15 protein-coding genes are annotated in these 16,245 nt (G+C 65.1%); 9 read left to right on the top strand and 6 right to left on the bottom strand.

Translation table 11 applies throughout. The annotated features are described in order from the left end of the window. Positions 1-85: 85 nt before the first annotated feature. From ACN0T5_RS03565 to ACN0T5_RS03555, 3 genes are all read right to left on the bottom strand, one after another. A complete protein-coding gene (locus ACN0T5_RS03565) occupies positions 86-1,669 on the bottom strand; it encodes an ABC transporter substrate-binding protein (RefSeq protein WP_417767239.1) in 1,584 nt (527 codons plus the stop codon). A gap of 250 nt (positions 1,670-1,919) precedes the next feature. Beyond that, positions 1,920-3,080, bottom strand: coding sequence for an acetylornithine deacetylase (gene argE / locus ACN0T5_RS03560; RefSeq protein ID WP_417767238.1), 1,161 nt, complete (start codon positions 3,078-3,080; stop codon positions 1,920-1,922). Positions 3,081-3,096: 16 nt separating this feature from the next. Continuing rightward, a complete protein-coding gene (locus tag ACN0T5_RS03555) occupies positions 3,097-4,773 on the bottom strand; it encodes an adenylate/guanylate cyclase domain-containing protein (RefSeq protein WP_417767237.1) in 1,677 nt (558 codons plus the stop codon). A gap of 158 nt (positions 4,774-4,931) precedes the next feature. On the opposite strand from ACN0T5_RS03555, the gene ACN0T5_RS03550 reads away from it, so the two are divergent. After that, entirely contained in the window at positions 4,932-5,279 is a 348-nt protein-coding gene (locus ACN0T5_RS03550) for an ArsC family reductase (protein WP_417767236.1), read from the top strand. A gap of 9 nt (positions 5,280-5,288) precedes the next feature. Here ACN0T5_RS03550 and ACN0T5_RS03545 read toward each other — a convergent pair whose 3' ends face one another. The 3 genes from ACN0T5_RS03545 to ACN0T5_RS03535 form a co-directional block, all read right to left on the bottom strand. Beyond that, positions 5,289-6,092, bottom strand: a complete 804-nt coding sequence (locus ACN0T5_RS03545; protein WP_417767235.1) for a creatininase family protein — start codon at positions 6,090-6,092, stop codon at positions 5,289-5,291. A 153-nt stretch (positions 6,093-6,245) separates the two neighbouring features. Next, on the bottom strand, positions 6,246-7,589 hold the full coding sequence (locus tag ACN0T5_RS03540; protein ID WP_417767234.1) for an 8-oxoguanine deaminase: 1,344 nt from the start codon (positions 7,587-7,589) through the stop codon (positions 6,246-6,248). Between the two features lie 210 nt (positions 7,590-7,799). Beyond that, complete coding sequence (locus tag ACN0T5_RS03535; RefSeq protein WP_417767233.1) at positions 7,800-8,186, bottom strand: RidA family protein; 387 nt, start codon at positions 8,184-8,186, stop codon at positions 7,800-7,802. A gap of 474 nt (positions 8,187-8,660) precedes the next feature. Here ACN0T5_RS03535 and ACN0T5_RS03530 point away from each other — a divergent pair, with 474 nt between their 5' ends. From ACN0T5_RS03530 to ACN0T5_RS03495, 8 genes are all read left to right on the top strand, one after another. Continuing rightward, entirely contained in the window at positions 8,661-9,686 is a 1,026-nt protein-coding gene (locus ACN0T5_RS03530; RefSeq protein WP_417767232.1) for an ABC transporter substrate-binding protein, read from the top strand. Positions 9,687-9,804: 118 nt separating this feature from the next. Continuing rightward, positions 9,805-10,566, top strand: coding sequence for an ABC transporter ATP-binding protein (locus ACN0T5_RS03525; protein ID WP_417767231.1), 762 nt, complete (start codon positions 9,805-9,807; stop codon positions 10,564-10,566). A gap of 78 nt (positions 10,567-10,644) precedes the next feature. Further along, complete coding sequence (locus tag ACN0T5_RS03520) at positions 10,645-11,523, top strand: ABC transporter permease (RefSeq protein ID WP_417767230.1); 879 nt, start codon at positions 10,645-10,647, stop codon at positions 11,521-11,523. A gap of 4 nt (positions 11,524-11,527) precedes the next feature. Next, positions 11,528-12,847, top strand: coding sequence for a cytosine deaminase (locus tag ACN0T5_RS03515; RefSeq protein ID WP_417767229.1), 1,320 nt, complete (start codon positions 11,528-11,530; stop codon positions 12,845-12,847). Between the two features lie 2 nt (positions 12,848-12,849). After that, positions 12,850-14,250, top strand: a complete 1,401-nt coding sequence (locus ACN0T5_RS03510) for an FAD-binding oxidoreductase (protein WP_417767228.1) — start codon at positions 12,850-12,852, stop codon at positions 14,248-14,250. Between the two features lie 8 nt (positions 14,251-14,258). Beyond that, a complete protein-coding gene (locus tag ACN0T5_RS03505; protein ID WP_417767227.1) occupies positions 14,259-14,840 on the top strand; it encodes an NAD(P)H-dependent oxidoreductase in 582 nt (193 codons plus the stop codon). Further along, positions 14,840-15,427 carry an NAD(P)H-dependent oxidoreductase gene (locus tag ACN0T5_RS03500; protein WP_417767226.1) on the top strand — a complete coding sequence of 196 codons (588 nt, stop codon included), beginning with the start codon at positions 14,840-14,842 and terminating at the stop codon, positions 15,425-15,427. Before ACN0T5_RS03505 ends, ACN0T5_RS03500 begins: the two co-directional genes overlap by 1 nt. 197 nt (positions 15,428-15,624) lie before the next feature. Next, entirely contained in the window at positions 15,625-16,095 is a 471-nt protein-coding gene (locus ACN0T5_RS03495) for a MarR family winged helix-turn-helix transcriptional regulator (protein WP_417767225.1), read from the top strand. Positions 16,096-16,245: the final 150 nt, after the last annotated feature.

Raw genomic sequence — 16,245 nt, 5'->3', positions numbered from 1 at the left:
ATGCCGATCGCTTGTCCTCGACCGATCTTGAGAAAAGGGGCAGCCCGGCCCTTGCAGCCGGACTGCCGAACGCGCTTGCGCTACGTCAGTTCTTCACGACCCAGCGGAAGTGGAACTGGTTGTCGGCGCGCTGTGCCACCTCGACCTTGTCCGACACGCCCCAGGCGAGACCCTGCTGGTGAAGCGGGATGTGCGAGACGTCGTCATGAATGATCGTGAAGGCCTGGGCGATGAGCTCGTCGCGCTTCACCGGATCGTTCTCGACGAGGATCTGCGCGGACAGTTCGTCGACCTTGGGGTTGCAGTAGCCGCCCAGGTTGAACGGACCGCCGTTGCCCTTGTCGTCGCGGCAGCCGGTGATGTTGTGGAGAACGTTCCAGCTGTCGAACGAACCCGGCGTCCAGCCGAGCAGGTAGAAGGACGTGTCATACCCGTTCGAGGCCAGCACCTTGGCGAAATACTGCGCCTTGGGCTGGGCATTCAGATCGACCTTGATCCCGACGCGGGCCAGGAAGGAGGCAACCGCCTGGCAGATCGCCTCGTCATTGACGTAGCGATCGTTCGGGCAGTCCATCCCGACCGAGAACCCGTCGCCATAGCCGGCCTCGGCAAGCAGGGCCTTGGCAGCTTCCGGGTCGTAAGGGTAGCGCTCGAACTCGTCGGAGCGCGAGTACTGGAACGGCGAGATCAGAAGCGCCGAGGGCGTCGACAGGCCGCGCATCACCTTGTCGCTGATCGCGTTGATGTCGATGGCCTGGTAGAAGGCCTTGCGCACCCGCACGTCCTGGAACGGGTTCTTGCCCTTGACGCTGGAGTAGAGCAACTCGTCGCGCCTCTGGTCGAAGCCGAGGAAGATCGTGCGCAGCTCCGGACCGGTCAACGCCTTGGTGCCGGCATTGTCGTTGACGCGTTTGATGTCCTGCACCGGGATCGGGTAGACCATGTCCAGTTCGCCCGACAGCAGCGCGGCGACACGCGTGGCGTCGGAGCCGATCGGGGTGAACTCGACGCGGTCGATGTTGCCCTTGGCCTCGTCCCACCAGTTCTCGTTCTTCTCGAACACGGTCTTCACGCCGGGCTCGTGGCTGACGATCTTGTAGGAGCCGGTGCCGTTGGCGTTGAGTGCGGCGTGATTCGGCGTCGTATCCGATGCGGAGGTGACCTTCACGGCGTTGTTCGCCTCGGTCCACTCCTTGTCCATGATGTACCAGGTGTCCCACTCGTAGTGCAGGATCGGGTTCGGACCGGGCAGGATGAAGTCGACGGTGTGATCGTCGACCTTCTCGACCTTGACGTCGGCACCGATGCGGGTGGTCAGGTCGGAGCCTTCCGAACGCACGCGCTCGGCGGAGAAGACAACGTCGTCGGCGGTGAAGTCGTTGCCGTTGTGGAACTTCACGCCCTTGCGCAGGTGAAAGCGCCAGCGGTTCGGTTCGACCACTTCCCAGCTCTCGGCGAGGGCGGGTTCGATGGTCAGGTCCGGTGCGCGGCGGGTCAGTCCCTCGTAGACATTGCCGTGCGAGCCGAGCGTGAAGGTCTCGTTCAGCGTATAGGGATCGAGCTGGTTGAGCGTTCCCTGGAAGGCGTATCGGAGTGTTTCGGCCGATGCGGCCGTTCCCATCAGCGTCGCTGCGAGCGCCGCGGTGGCCACAGTTGTTTTGATGCGCATAGTCCCCTCATGACTTGTCGTTCTGGAAGGCACGGTTTCGCGCCGGTTTCTCCGGCGTCGTTCCCGCGCTTCTGGAGCTGTCATGGCGACAGCCCGGAACCTGCATCTAAGCAAGCTCGCGAGCCCTCGTCCAGCGTGCTTTGCCGGCAGTTTGGACGAGGACCAAAGTTGCGTAACGTAAGCTTGTTCCGAAACCTGACATATCCGCGGCACATGCCAGCGGCGGACGCGAGCGATACTGTCCTCGCGGCTAGCGCGAAAGGTCCGCGATCAGGCGCGAGACGAACCGTTCGCCGGCGGCGAGCTGTGCGATCTCGATGAATTCGTCGGGCTGGTGGGCCTGGTCGATCGAACCGGGACCGCAGACGACGGAGGAGATGCCACGCTCCTGGAACTGTCCGGCCTCCGTGCCATAGACGACCATGTGCCGGCCGTTGTCGCCCGTCAGGCGGCGGGCCAGACCTTCCGCGGGGCCGTCGGCTTCCTCGGCAAGGGCAGGAGAATCGGCGATGCACTCTATGGTCACGCCCGTGTCGGCGAGAACCTGCTGCATCGCTGGTTCGATCTCGTCCCGGACGAAGCCCTCAAGCCGTGCCTGCCACATCTGGCGCGTTTCGCCCGGCACGGTTCGTATGTCGACGACGAACTTGCAGGACCGGGCCATGATGTTGGCGGCGGTGCCGCCTTCGATGACGCCACAATGAAGGGTGGTGAACGGCGGGTCCATGGCGAGCCCGGGATCCGCGCGGTCGCGATTTTCGCGGGTCCTGTCGTCAAGCCAGGCGATGATGCGCGCCGCATTGGCGATCGCCGAGACGCCGCGGTCCCACTGGCTGGAGTGCACGGAATGACCGCGCACGGACACCTGCAGCAAGGCGGTGCCCTTGTGCGCGGTGATCACCTTCATGCTGCTCGGCTCGCCGATGACGGCCATTGCCGGGCGGGGGCCGTCCGACAGCATGTTGTCGATCATCGGCGGAGCGCCCAGGCAGCCAAGCTCCTCGTCATAGGACAGGGCAAGGTGAACGGGCCGCGTCAGCGGAGCTGCCGCCATGTCCGGCACGGCCGCGAGCATCAAGGCCGCGAACCCCTTCATGTCGCAGGTGCCACGTCCGTAGAGACGGCCGTCGGCCTCGCGCAGCGTGAAAGGGTCGCTCGACCATGCCTGCCCCTCGACCGGGACGACATCGGTATGCGCGGACAGCACGACGCCATTGTCGAGCGCAGGGCCGACAATGGCATGCAGGGCCGCCTTGGTGCCGGTCGCATCGGGCACCCGTGTCGAGGCGATGCCATGTCCGGCGAGGTAGTTCTCGACAAATTCGATGAGGTCGAGATTGCTGCGGCTGGAAACCGTCGGAAAGGAAACGAGACGCGCCAGCATCTCCTGTGCGGTGTAGCGTTCGGCCATGATCGTGGGACCCGTGTCAGGCGGGATGGGAAGGCAACTTGCCGAGAGTATCGACCAGCCGGAGCGGCGGGTCGAGGGTGAAAACGCGCAAGGGCTCCTGCCGGCCGCGAATGGCGATCTCCGTTTCCTCTGCCATGTCGCAAGCATAGCCTGCCGTCTGAACAACGGTCTGCGACACGACCAGCGCACGGCCGAACTCCTTCGAGGCTCCCTCCAGCCGGCTGGCGGTGTTGACCACGTCGCCAAGGGCAGTGATGCGGCCGCTGGCGCCGTTGCCGTTGACCGCGCCGATGCGCCCGAGGATGACCTGGCCGGCATGCAGCCCCATGCCGATGCGCAAAGGCACCTCGAGCTGCGAGGCAAGCTCCTCGTTGAGCTGGGCGATGCTTTCGGCGATGGCATTGGTCGCCGCCAGCGCGTTGCGGCAGCCCGCCTGGACGCCGTCGCTCATGCCGAAGATCGCCATCACCCCGTCGCCGATGAACTTGTCCACATATCCTCCACAGGTCTCGATGGCGCGCCCGGTCTCTCCGAGATAGCGATTGAGGATGAAGACGACGTCGTAGGACAGGCGGGTTTCGGCAAGGCCGGTGAAGTTCCTCAGGTCGACAAAGAGAATGGCGGCCGGCTGCTCGACACCCCAGTGGTAGGCATCGCCGGCAGCCCCGGCGACACGTGCCGCGCCGCGGGCAGGTACGAGGGGCTGCACCCGCAGGTTCGCCTGCGGGCGGATCTGACAGGCAAGGCGCACATTGGCATCGGCTCCGATGCGCGACAGGACCCGGGCTTCCGTCGCCGAGGCTTCGGGCAGGGTCTGCACGCCGTCGAGGATCCTGGTGCGGCAGGTCGAGCAGCGGGCCCGGCCGCCGCAGACATCGGCATGGGGAATGCCGTTCATCCGGCTGATCTCGAGCAGTGTCGGACCGGGCGCGACGCGCAAGGTTCGGTCTCCGGGATAGGTGATCTCGATGCTTCTGGCGAAGCGGCGCAGGACGAGGCGGGCGACAAGCACGACGGCGACGAGGGCGAGCAGCGCCAGGAACCCGCGCCGCAGGCCGGAGATCAGCGGATCGGACCAGGCGGTCATCTCGCGGGTGAGGGGGAAGGGCAAGTCTTCCGTCAGGTGCAGGCGCTGGGCGGCGGCGGTCCAGCCCCAGGTGGCAAGCACGGGCACGAGCAGCGCCACCGCGAACAGGGGGAGGCGCCAGCGCGGGTAGCCCGGCTTCACCCTCAGCCAGAAATGCAGGCCGATCATGCCGTGGGTCCAGACCAGCAGCATCAGGAGCGTCTGGTTGAAGACCAGGCCCGGCCAGAGAATGGTCAGGACGTTGCGATAGCTGTCTTCGTAGCCGAAACGGGCGGCCAGGCCTCCCGTTCCCAGCGCGTGCGGGATCAGGAGGAAGGGAATGGACAGGCCGAGCAGCAATTGCGCCCACTGCCAGGCGGACAGGCGCAAGGTGCGTCGGCGGGCGGTTTTCCACAGGGCCAGCGCGACATGGACGATCAGGGCTGCAAGCAGCAGTGCTTCGCCCGGCGGACTGCGCCAGACTGCCAGGAAGGCGATGCGGCCGGTCTCCATCGCATTGAGCGACCAGATGCCGAGTGCATGGTTGAGAAAGTGGGTGAAGGCGAATGCCAGCAGCACGAGGCCGCTGGCAAGACGCAGGCGCTGGCGCAATGTTGCGCCGTCCATCCTGCCGCCCCCTCCGTTCGAATGTCCGGTCATCGCTCCCGTCAATTCCTTCTCGCGGTCCGGGCGGAGGCGGTCCCGGTCTTGACGCCCAAGGTTCGGGTCGCCCATCTTCACCGGCCGGACCGTCAGGCCGGCCCCGCAACCCGGAGGCTCCCGAGATGACTGCCACCCTTTACGGTATAGCCAATTGCGACACGGTGAAGAAGGCCCGACGCTTCCTGGACGAGCGCGGCACCGGCTATGTCTTCCACGACTACAAGAAGGCAGGTGCCGATGCGGCCCTGCTCGCCCGGTTTGTCGATGCGTTCGGCTGGGAGCCGGTCGTCAACCGGCGCGGCACCACATGGCGCAGGATCGACGAGGATACGCGTGCCGGCGTGGTCGATGCCGCCTCGGCGATTGCCGTCCTTCAGGCCAATCCCTCGGCGATCAAGCGGCCGATCATCGAGATGGATGGCCGCTGGATGATCGGCTTCGACGAGGCGTCCTGGTCGACGCTCCCCTGACATGTCGCCTTACGGCTTCCACAGCCGTTCGATGTCGAAGGCATGGATGTCCTTGAGCAGGTCCACGAAACCGCGCGCGGCGTGATCGAGCGAGGCCTCGCCCTTGACGGCTGTGGCGGCGGCGGCGTTGCCGACCGTGCCGGCCGGGTTGAGATCCTGTGCCTTCCAGCCGAACTGGGCCGGGCCGTGCCCGCGCAGATGCTTGAATTCGCGGATGAAGTCGAGCTGGGTCGAGCGGAAGTCCGTTGCCTTCGACATGTCGACGAGATCGGGCCGCAGATAGAGCATGATCGACGTCTCGATGTCGCCGCCATGAATGCCGTAGGTGAATTCCTCGTCGGGGAAGATGCCGTGCGGCTGGCCGAAGCGGGCCCATCCGGTGGCGGTCACCAGCATGTCGTGCTTCACCCTCAGTTCGCGCGCGACGATGTCCATGATCGGCACGTTGCCGCCATGGGAGGTGACGAGCACGAGCTTGCGTATCCCGGCGCGGGCGACGCTGTCGCCGATTTCCTCCCAGGCGCGGGTCACCGTGTCCCAGGAAAGGGTCAAGGTTCCCGGCGAGGAGATGTGCTCGTTGGACTTGCCGATGGCCTGCACGGGAAGGAATGTCGCCGGCAGGTCCGGCGGCAGGAGCTCCAGAACGCGCGAGACCTGGCCTTCGGCGATACAGGTGTCGGTGAAGACAGGCAGATGCGGGCCGTGCTGCTCGATGGCGGCAATCGGCAGGATGGCGATCCACGACGAGGTATCGGCCCCGGCGAAGGTGTGGGCGCTCATTTCGTGCCAGAAGCGGCGGGGCAGGTCGGACATGGCTTGGAATCCGTTTCGTGACATGTATCTGGAACCGCATTGCGGGACATCGGGAGACCTTAGCGCCGGCTCGGGGACGCGTCACGACCAAGTCCCGCGGAGGTCCGGGGCGCATCGGCGCAATCGCCTGGCGATCGTGCCGATGCGCAGGCTTCAAAGGCTTTCGAGGAAGCGTTTGGCCGCCTCGCCATGCTCGTGGCGCAACCGGCCGACATCCATGTTGACCGGCAGGCCGTCGGTCACTTTCCACTCGCCGCCGACCATCACGCGCGAGGCGGCATGGGCCCCGCAGAGCACCAGCGCGGCGAGCGGGTCGCCGGAGCCGGAAAAGCGCAGTTCGTCAAGCGTGTAGAACGCCAGGTCCGCCTGCTTGCCCGGCGCGATGGCGCCAAGATCCTTGCGTCCAAGGCAGCGGGCCGAGCCTTCCGTCGCCCAGCGATAGGTGTCGAAATGCGTGACGGACGCGGCGTCATAGGTCAGCCGGTTGATCATCAATGCGTGGCGCAGGCTCTCCATCAGGTTGGAATTGTCGTTCGAGGCCGATCCGTCGACACCGAGCCCGACCGGGCAACCGGCGGCCTCCAGCTCCTTGGTACGGCACTGGCCCGAGGCCAGCGTCATGTTGGAGGTCGGGCAGTGGCAGACGCCGACGCAGGCATGACCGAGACGGCGCACCTCGTCATCGTTGAAATGGATGCCGTGGGCGAGCCAGACACGCTCGTTGAGCCAGCCACATTCCTCCAGATAGTCGACCGGCCGGCACTGGAAATGGTGCAGGCAGTAATCGTCCTCGTCGATGGTCTCGCCGAGATGGGTGTGCAGGCGGCAGTCGAAGCGCTCGGCCAGCTCGACGCTTTCGCGCATCAGCCGCTTGGTGACGGTGAAAGGCGCGCAAGGGGCGAGTGCCACCTGGATCATCGCGCCTTCGGAGGTGTCGTGATAGCGCGACAGCACCCGCTCGCAGTCGGCAAGGATCGTGTCCTCGTCCTGGACGACCGTGTCGGGCGGCAGGCCGCCGTCCTTCTGGCTGAGGTTCATGGAGCCGCGGGTGACCGTCATGCGAATGCCGAGGCGGGTCGCTTCCTCCACCTGGATGTCGATGGCGTTCTCGAGGCCGGCGGGAAAGAGATAGTGGTGATCCGCCGCCGCCGTGCAGCCGGACATGAGCAGCTCGGTGAGGGCGAGCCGCGTGCCCATCCGGAAGGTCTCCGGCGTGACATTCCGTGCCCAGATCGGATAGAGCGCCTGGAGCCAGGGAAACAGCTCCTTGTTGATGGCGCTGGGATGGGCGCGCGTCAGGGTCTGGAAGAAATGGTGATGGGTGTTGATGAGACCGGGAATGACGACCTCGCGCGAGGCGTCGACCGTTTCGTCCACCGGCCGCGCCGGCGCGCCGCCGGCGGGAATGCATTCGGCGATCCGCCCGTTTTCGACGACGATGCCGCCGCCGGCGTTTTCCGCAAGGATTGCAAGCGGGTTCTTGATCCACATGCGCATGAATGTGCGTCCTGTTGTCGGCTCGACCTGCAGGCTTTGATAGCGGCTGTCCGGGCCGCCCGAGTTCCGCACAGGGAAGTGGGGTCCAAGCATGATCCTCGAACACGGGCCGCCGGCAGCAGGACCGGGCCACCCGCAATGTCGGGATGCGGTGAATCTAGCAGACCGGGAAAGATCGCGGCAATGCGGGAGTTGCGTGTCCCCGCCCCGTCACGGCGCGCTGGCGATGACCTCGATCTCGACCACGAATTCGGGTCGGGCGAAGCCGGAGACGATCATCAGCGTCGAGGCCGGCGGCGGCGAGCCGGTGAACTCGTCCCGTGTCTTCATGTAGCCGGGCAGGTGCTCGCGGCCGGTGACGAAGGCGTTGATGCGCACGATGTGAGAAAGATCCATGCCGGCCTCGCCCAGGATCGCCGCGATGTTGGCGAAGCAAAGGCGGGTCTGGCTCTCGACGTCGGGGGGAACGTCGCCTTGCGAATCAATGCCGAGCTGGCCCGAGCAGACGACGAGGCGATGTCCGGCCGGGATTTCGACCGCGTGGCTGTAGCGGGCAAAGGGTGGCGCGATGCTGTCCGGGGTGAGTGCCTTGGTCATGATGTTCCCTCGATCGTTTGATTGCCGTCGCGGCGGCTTTCCGTCCGGCGAAGTTAAGAGACTGCCGGCATTTTGGAAATCCGTCAGCAACAGCACGCTGATCATTTAACGGGCGTTAGATGTTGTTTCGATGCCGCTTTTTTGTGCGGGCAACCTGGGGTACTGTTCGGCAAGCCTGTCACGTATCCGGTGCTGGCGGGGGCGCGCTGCAGCGATTGCCACTGTCGATCGGGCGGATGCGAAAGAAACAGCGAGCGGGGATGCCGGATTGTCAGTTCTGACTGCGCCGGCATCTCTTTTGGCATAACGATTGCTGTGTGGGAGTTGATGGCTTTCTTCACGGTGCCGGGCAGGTGAACGGGGCCGCGTGGCTCTCACGCGAGGGCGGCGGCATGCCGCCAGTCGCGACGGGATGACCCGTTCGGAAGAGAAGCCGGCACGCAACTGCATCATTTTCTGGAGGCGAACAGCATCATGCGGACAGTTTCAAAGAATGCCCTGCTGACGGGCGCGGCCCTGGCGGCACTTGCCGTTTCGGGCCTTGGCGCCGCGGCGCAGGAGAAAGTGACCTTCGGCACCAACTGGCTCGCCCAGGCCGAGCACGGAGGCTACTATCAGGCGGTCGCGGACGGCACCTATGCCGCCTGCGGTCTGGATGTTTCCATCGTCTCCGGCGGGCCCCAGGTCAACAACCGGGCGCTGATGCTTGCCGGCAAGATCGACTTCCTGATGGGCGGCAACATGCTGCAGGCATTTTATGCGCATCGCGAAGGCATTCCGATCGTGGTCGTGGCCGCGGACTTCCAGAAGGAGCCGCAGGTCATCATCACCCATCCGGGCAAGTATGACAGCTTCGAGAGCCTGGCCGGCACGGCGCCGCTTCTGATCGGCGACAACGGCTTTGCCTCCTACTACCAGTGGATGATCTCGGAATACGGGTTCACCGTCGAGCAGCGCCGCCCCTACACGTTCAATCCGGCGCCGTTCCTCGCCGATCCGACCGCCGGCCAGCAGGGCTATGTCACCTCCGAGCCCTATGCGGTCGAGCGGGAAGGCGGCTTCAAGCCGGACATCTTCCTGATCGCCGACTATGGCTTCAGCACCTATGCGACCACTGTCGAGACGATGGCCGACACGGTCGCCAAAAGGCCCGAAGTGGTGAAGTGCTTCGTCGAGGGCTCGGCGATCGGCTGGAACAACTATCTCTATGGTGACAATTCCGCCGCGAACGAGTTGATCATCAAGGACAATCCGGAGATGACCGCCGAGCAGATCGCCTTCTCGATCGAGAAGATGAAGGAGTTCGGCATCGTCGATTCCGGCGATACAGAAACGCTCGGCATCGGCGCCATGACCGACGAGCGCATGACCGATTTCTACGAGAAGATGGTCAAGGCGGGCGTCATCGAGGAAGGTCTCGATATCAAGGCGACCTACACGCTCGATTTCGTCAACAAGGGCGTCGGGCTCGACCTGAAGAAGAAGCTGACAGGGAACTGAGGCTCTTGACCCAGATGTTTGCGAGCCGGCCGGAACGGCCGAAGGAAACGGGAGCCCGCGCGTGATCGCCGACGGTTCCGGTATCGCGGGGAGCGGAAGCTCCCCCCGAACACCCATCGTGTCCTTGCAGCGGGTCACGAAAACCTTCTCCAACGCCACTGTCGCGCTCAAGGACATGACGCTCGACATCGGGCAGGGCGAGTTCGTCAGCCTGCTCGGCCCGTCGGGCTGCGGCAAGTCCACGGCGCTGAGGATCATCGCCGGGCTGTCGGGCGCGAGCGGCGGGCGACTGGTCTGGCCGAACGAGCGTCCGGGGGCCGGGGATCACGAGATCAGCTTCGTCTTTCAGGAGCCGACCCTGATGCCGTGGGCGACGGTCTTCGCCAATGTGCATCTTCCGCTGAAGCTCAAGGGCGAGAGCGCCGGGCAAGCGCGCGGGCGTGTCATGGAAGCGCTGGAGATGGTCGGCCTTGAAGGCGTTGCCGACAGCTATCCGAGGGAGCTTTCCGGCGGCATGAAGATGCGCGTCTCCATCGCCCGGGCGCTGGTGACGAAGCCGAAGCTGCTGTTGATGGACGAACCCTTCGCCGCACTCGACGAGATTACCCGTTTCCGCCTCAACAACGACCTGTTGCGGCTGTGGGAAGAGTTCGGCTGGACCGTCATCTTCGTCACTCATTCGGTGTTCGAGAGTGTTTACCTCTCCAACCGGATTGTCGTGATGGCGGCGCGCCCCGGGCGGGTCGTTGCCGATCTGTCGGTCGACGCGCCTTATCCCCGCGATGAAACCTTCCGCACCTCGCATGCCTATTCCGACCACTGCCGCCAGGCATCGGATGCACTGCAGGCGGCGATGGGGGGCGATGACGGGCAACACTGAGAGGCCCGGGCAGTGTCGCCGCCCGGGCCCGGACATCACGGCACTCTCTTCCTTCCGGAAACAGACAGGACCGACCGCATGACGGCCACCACGGATATGTCCAAACGGCCAGACCAGGCCGACGACACGCCGCCGATCGACCCGGCGGAGGCGCGCAAGGCTCGCCATGCGCGGATAGACCGCGTCGCGCGCTGGCTGCTGCCGGTTCTCGTCATGCTGGGGACCGTCGGTCTCTGGCAGTGGTATGTCGATGCCTACAACGTTCCCCATTACATCCTGCCCGGCCCGGCCCGGGTGGTCGATGCGCTGGTCAAGGACTGGCCGACGCTCTGGCCGGCCCTCCTGATCACGCTGCAGATCACGCTCGGCGCCCTGATCATCGCCACGATCGGCGGTGTCGGCCTTGCCGTTCTCTTCGCCCAGTCGAAATGGGTGGAAATGTCGTTCTTCCCCTATGCGGTGATCCTGCAGGTGACGCCGGTGATCGTCATCGCGCCGCTGATCTTCATCTACGTTCCCTCCAAGATCGTGGGCCTGCTGATCTGCGCCTGGATCGTGGCCTTCTTCCCCATCCTGTCGAACACGACGCTGGGACTGAACTCGGCCGATCACAATCTGCGCAACCTGTTCCAACTCTACGGCGCCAGCCGCTGGCAGACCCTGCGCTACCTTCGCCTGCCGGCAGCGCTTCCCTATTTTCTGGGAGGGCTGAAGATCGCAGGCGGCCTGTCGCTGATCGGCGCCATCGTCGCGGAGTTCGTCGCCGGCACCGGCGGCCTCGGTTCGGGCCTTGCCTTCAAGATCCTCGAGGCGAGCTACCGGCTGAACATCCCGCGCATGTTCGCCGCGATCCTGCTGATCTCGGCCACCGGCATCATCATCTTCGCCAGTCTCAGCATCCTTTCGCACCTGATGCTGCGCCACTGGCATGAAAGCGCGATCAAGCGGGATGCATGACCGGATGAGCGACACAGTCCGGCTCGATCTCCCCGAAAGCGGCTATGTGCTGGCCAATGCGGCGGTGCCGAGCGCCGTCACGTCGGGCACGATCAATCATGTCGGCGACGGGCTCGGGCGCGCGGACCTGCTGGTCGAGCGGGGCGAGATCGTTTCCGTCGCGCCGTGCGGGTTGCTCGTCGGACGCGACGACGTGCCGACCATCGATCTCGACGGCGGCCTTGTCCTGCCGGCTTTCGTCGACATGCACACCCATCTCGACAAGGGGCATATCTGGCCGCGCAAGCCCAATCCGGACGGAAGCTTTCCCGGTGCCCTGACGGCGGTGTCCGAGGACCGGCCCGCCCGCTGGTCGGCGGAAGACCTGCGCCGGCGCATGGATTTTGCCCTGCGCAGCGCCCATGCCCACGGCACCGCGATGATCCGGACCCATCTGGACAGCATTCCGCCGCAGGAGGCGATCAGCTGGCCGGTCTTTCAGGAGGTGCGCCGGGACTGGGCGGACCGGATCGAATTGCAGGCCTCGGCGCTCTATGGCGTGGAAAGCCTGCTGCAGCCGGGCTTTCTCGACCATATCGCCGATATTGTGCGCGATGCCGGCGGGACGCTGGGCGCCGTTACCTACATGATCGAGGGTCTCGAGACCTGCCTGGATGCCCTGTTCCAGGCGGCGTCCCGTCGCGGGCTCGACCTGGATTTCCACGTCGATGAGACCGCCGATCCGCAAGCCTGCTCGTTGCGCCTGATCGCGGAGGCGGCGCTGCGCAACCGTTTCAAGGGGCAGATTGTCTGCGGACACTGCTGCTCACTGGCGCTGCAGGACGCCGAAGAGGTGGACCGCACGCTCGACCTCGTCGCCAGGGCCGGCATCGGCGTTGTCTCGCTGCCGCTTTGCAACATGTACCTGATGGACCGCCAGGCCGGCCGGACGCCGCGCTGGCGCGGTGTCACGTTGCTGCACGAGATGCGGGCGCGCGGCATCCCGGTGGCGGTTGCCTCCGACAACACCCGCGATCCCTTCTATGCCTACGGCGACCTCGACATGGTCGAGGTGTTCACCCAGGCGATCCGCATCCTGCATCTCGACCATCCGGTCGACGACTGGATCCGTACTGTCACCGTGACGCCGGCGCAGATGCTCGGCGATCCGATGCGGGGACGTATAGACGCCGGCCTGCCGGCGGACCTCGTGCTGTTCCGCGCCCGCAACTGGAACGAACTCTGCTCCCGTCCGTCCGAACCACGGCGCGTGTTGCGCGCCGGGCAGGAGATCGCCCGCGACCTGCCGGACTATCGTGAACTCGACGACCTGATGGAGCCCTGACCATGTACGACATCGCCGCGCTGAAAGCCGCCCTGGAAGGATTGGCGATCGAGGACAATCCGCAGATCGTGCGGCAGAAGAGTCGCGACTTCTTCTGGTATTCGCCGGTGCTGAAGCGCCAGCTGGAGGACGTCACGGCGGATATCGTGGTCAGCGCGAAAAGCGAGGCGGACGTCATTCGCGTGCTTGCCGCCTGTTACGAACTGGATATTCCGGTGACGACGCGCGGGGCCGGCACGGGCAATTACGGCCAGGCGATGCCCCTGTCGGGCGGCGTGGTGCTCAATCTGGCGGAGATGAACGGGGTCATCGAGATCGGCACGGGCTTCGTGCGGGCGCAGGCGGGTGCGGTCATGGCCGCGATCGACGATGCCGCGCGTCCCTCGGGCCAGGAACTGAGAATGCATCCCTCGACCTATCGCACGGCAACGATCGGCGGCTTCGTCGCCGGCGGCTCGGGCGGCGTCGGGTCGATCAACTGGGGGGGCTTGCGCGACTTCGGCAACATCATCGAGCTGAAGGTGGTGACGATGGAGGCCGCGCCGCGCGTGCTGACGCTCACCGGCGCCGAGTTGCACAAGGTCAGCCATGCCTATGGCACGAACGGTATCATCACCGAGGTGACGGTGCCGTTGACCGCGGCCTATGACTGGGTCGACGTGCTGGTGGCGTTCCCGGATTTCGCCGGGGCCGCGCGATATGCCGATGCGCTCGCCAACCAGGACGGCATCCTGACCAAGGAGATCGCGCCGATCGGCGCGCCCCTGCCGCACGACTACTTCCTGAGACACCGCAAGTTCGTGCGCGCCGACCAGTCGGTCTGCGCCGTGATGGTCGCGCCTTTCGCGATGGACGCCTTTGCCGCCTTCACCGGCCGTCAAGACGCCGCCGCCATCGTCTACCGGTCCGACACGGCCGGCGAGGAGGACAGCAAGGGACTGCCGCCGGTTTACGAGCTGACCTGGAACCACACCACCTTGCGTGGCCTGCGCGTCGATCCGGGCATTACCTATCTTCAGGTCCTCTATCCGTTCCCCGACCATGTGCAGAAGGCATCGCGGCTTGCCGAGCTGTTTGGCGACGAGGTGCCGGGGCACCTGGAATTCGTTCGTTTCGACGGCAAGATCACCTGCTTCGGACTGCCGATCGTGCGCTACACGAGCGAGGAACGGCTGAACGAGATCATCCGCATCCACGAGGACATGGGGTGCCCGATCTTCAACCCGCACCGCTACACGCTCGAGGAAGGCGGCATGAAGCAGACCGACGCGGTGCAGCTTGCCTTCAAGCGCGAGGCGGATCCCAAGGGTCTTCTCAATCCCGGCAAGATGATCGCCTGGGAGAATCCGGATTTCGATTTCGCGTCGGAACAGACCTACCTCTTCCCCGGCCTGGGGCGTTAGGCTTTGCCATGCGGGTGCTCCTGATCCACGCACATCCGGTGGAGGAGAGCTTTTCGGCGGCGCTCAAGGCGGAGGCGCTGCGGACGCTGGTCGCCGCAGGTCACAGCGTCGAGGAATGCGATCTCTATCGGCTTGGCTTCGACCCGGTGCTGAGCCGCGATGAGCGCCTCGCCTATCACGACCTTGAGACGAATCGCGATCCGGTCGAGAGCTATGTCGAACAGTTGCTCAGGGCCGAGGCGGTCGTGCTCGTCTATCCTGTCTGGAACTTCGGCTTCCCGGCGATCCTGAAGGGATATTTCGATCGCGTTTTCCTGCCGGGCGTCTCGTTCCGGATGAAGGACGGCAAGGTGGTGCCCAACCTGCGGCACATTCGCCGGCTCGTCGCCATAACCACCTATGGCGGCAGCCGGTTCCGCGCCTTTCTGGCCGGCGATCCGCCGCGCAAGCTGGTAAGCCGCGTGCTGCGTGCGTTGATTGCGCGCACGGGGCGGGCAAGTTATCTGGCGCTCTATGACATGAACCGCAAGGACGCGGCTGGCCGGGCGGCATTCCTCGCCCGGGTGGGAGATGAACTGAAGAGACTTTGATGCGCATCCTGCTTGTGTACTGCCATCCCTCGGCGGAGAGTTTCGCCGCTGCCCTCCGCAACATGGCTGTCGAGACGCTGACCGCCGGCGGGCACGAGTTGCGGGTGACCGACCTTCATGCGCTGGGCTTCGATCCCGTGATGGGCGAGGCGGAATGGCACTGCTATGCCGACCCGGAATGCAATCGCAACCCGGTTGCCTCGCATGTCGACGACATCCTGTGGGCGGAGGCACTGCTGTTCATCTATCCGACCTGGTGGTTCGGGCTTCCGGCCATGCTGAAAGGCTATCTCGACCGGGTCTGGATCCCGCATGTGACCTTCGACATCCCGACCGCAACCTCCGGCATGCGACCGCGCATGCAACATATCGGGAAGATTGCGGTCATCACGACCTGCGGTGCATCCTGGTTCGTGTCGAAGATGATGGGCGAACCGGGGCGCCGCACAATCCTGCGCGGCATCCGGGCCCTGTGCCTGCCGCGGTGCCGGGTCCGCTACCTCGCCCACTACAACATGGACAGTTCCACGCCGGAAAGCCGGGCGCGCTATCTTGGCAAAGTGAAACGGTTTCTCGCCGGCTGGTAAGCCGTCTTGCAAGACGTGTCGCGGCGTTCCGCCCCCTGCCGGTTTTTCCGACAGGGTCGAATCCTCTTTGAACTTCAGCCGGTCCGCGCGCATTATGAGCTGCGCCTTGCGGGTGCGTGCCGAACCGGCTTGCGGAATTTTCGTCAGTTTCGTTCGGTGTCATGAAGGTTTCATTTGCCGGCGTTAGAAGGCGAGACATGGCGTTCAATTACAAAAAGAGCGTGACGTTTCGCCTGGCGCAAACCGCCAAGGCCCATCGTTCGCGCGCAGGCACCCACCTCTCCCGGATCGGTCTCCATCCGGGTCAGGAATCCGTTCTCAAGGTGCTGGCCGAGGAAGACGGCCAGACGATGAGCAAGCTGGCGGCGACACTGTCGGTGCAACCGCCGACAGTGACCAAGATGGTGACGCGCCTGTCGGCGCAGGGGTTCCTGCGGCGCGCGACATCGGAAACCGACGGGCGTCTTGCGAGGGTGTTTCTCACCGACGAAGGCCGCGCCCTCGTGGAGACGGTCGACAAGTCGTGGAAGCGGCTGGAGCGCGAAGCGCTTGCCGGTCTGGACGACAAGGATCGCAAGAAGCTGCGCAAGCTGTTGCGCCAGGTCGAAAAGAATCTTGGTTCGCGCACGGTCGACGATCTCGACCTGGAGCTTGACGAGGCCGACTGACGGCAGTCTTGCGGGACGAACCATGAGCGGGGGAAGGGCCGGTGGCGGTTGCCGCCGGCTTTTTTGTCGGTCTGTCCTTGCTGCCAGATGCCGGCTCGAACCGGCAACAACGGAGATGGCGAGGATCCCCACGCCCCCTCGCTTCAACCA

This window comes from Stappia sp. (genome assembly GCF_048261845.1).
Taxonomy (GTDB): Bacteria; Pseudomonadota; Alphaproteobacteria; order Rhizobiales; family Stappiaceae; genus Stappia.
This window is presented reverse-complemented; position numbering and strand designations above follow the sequence as displayed.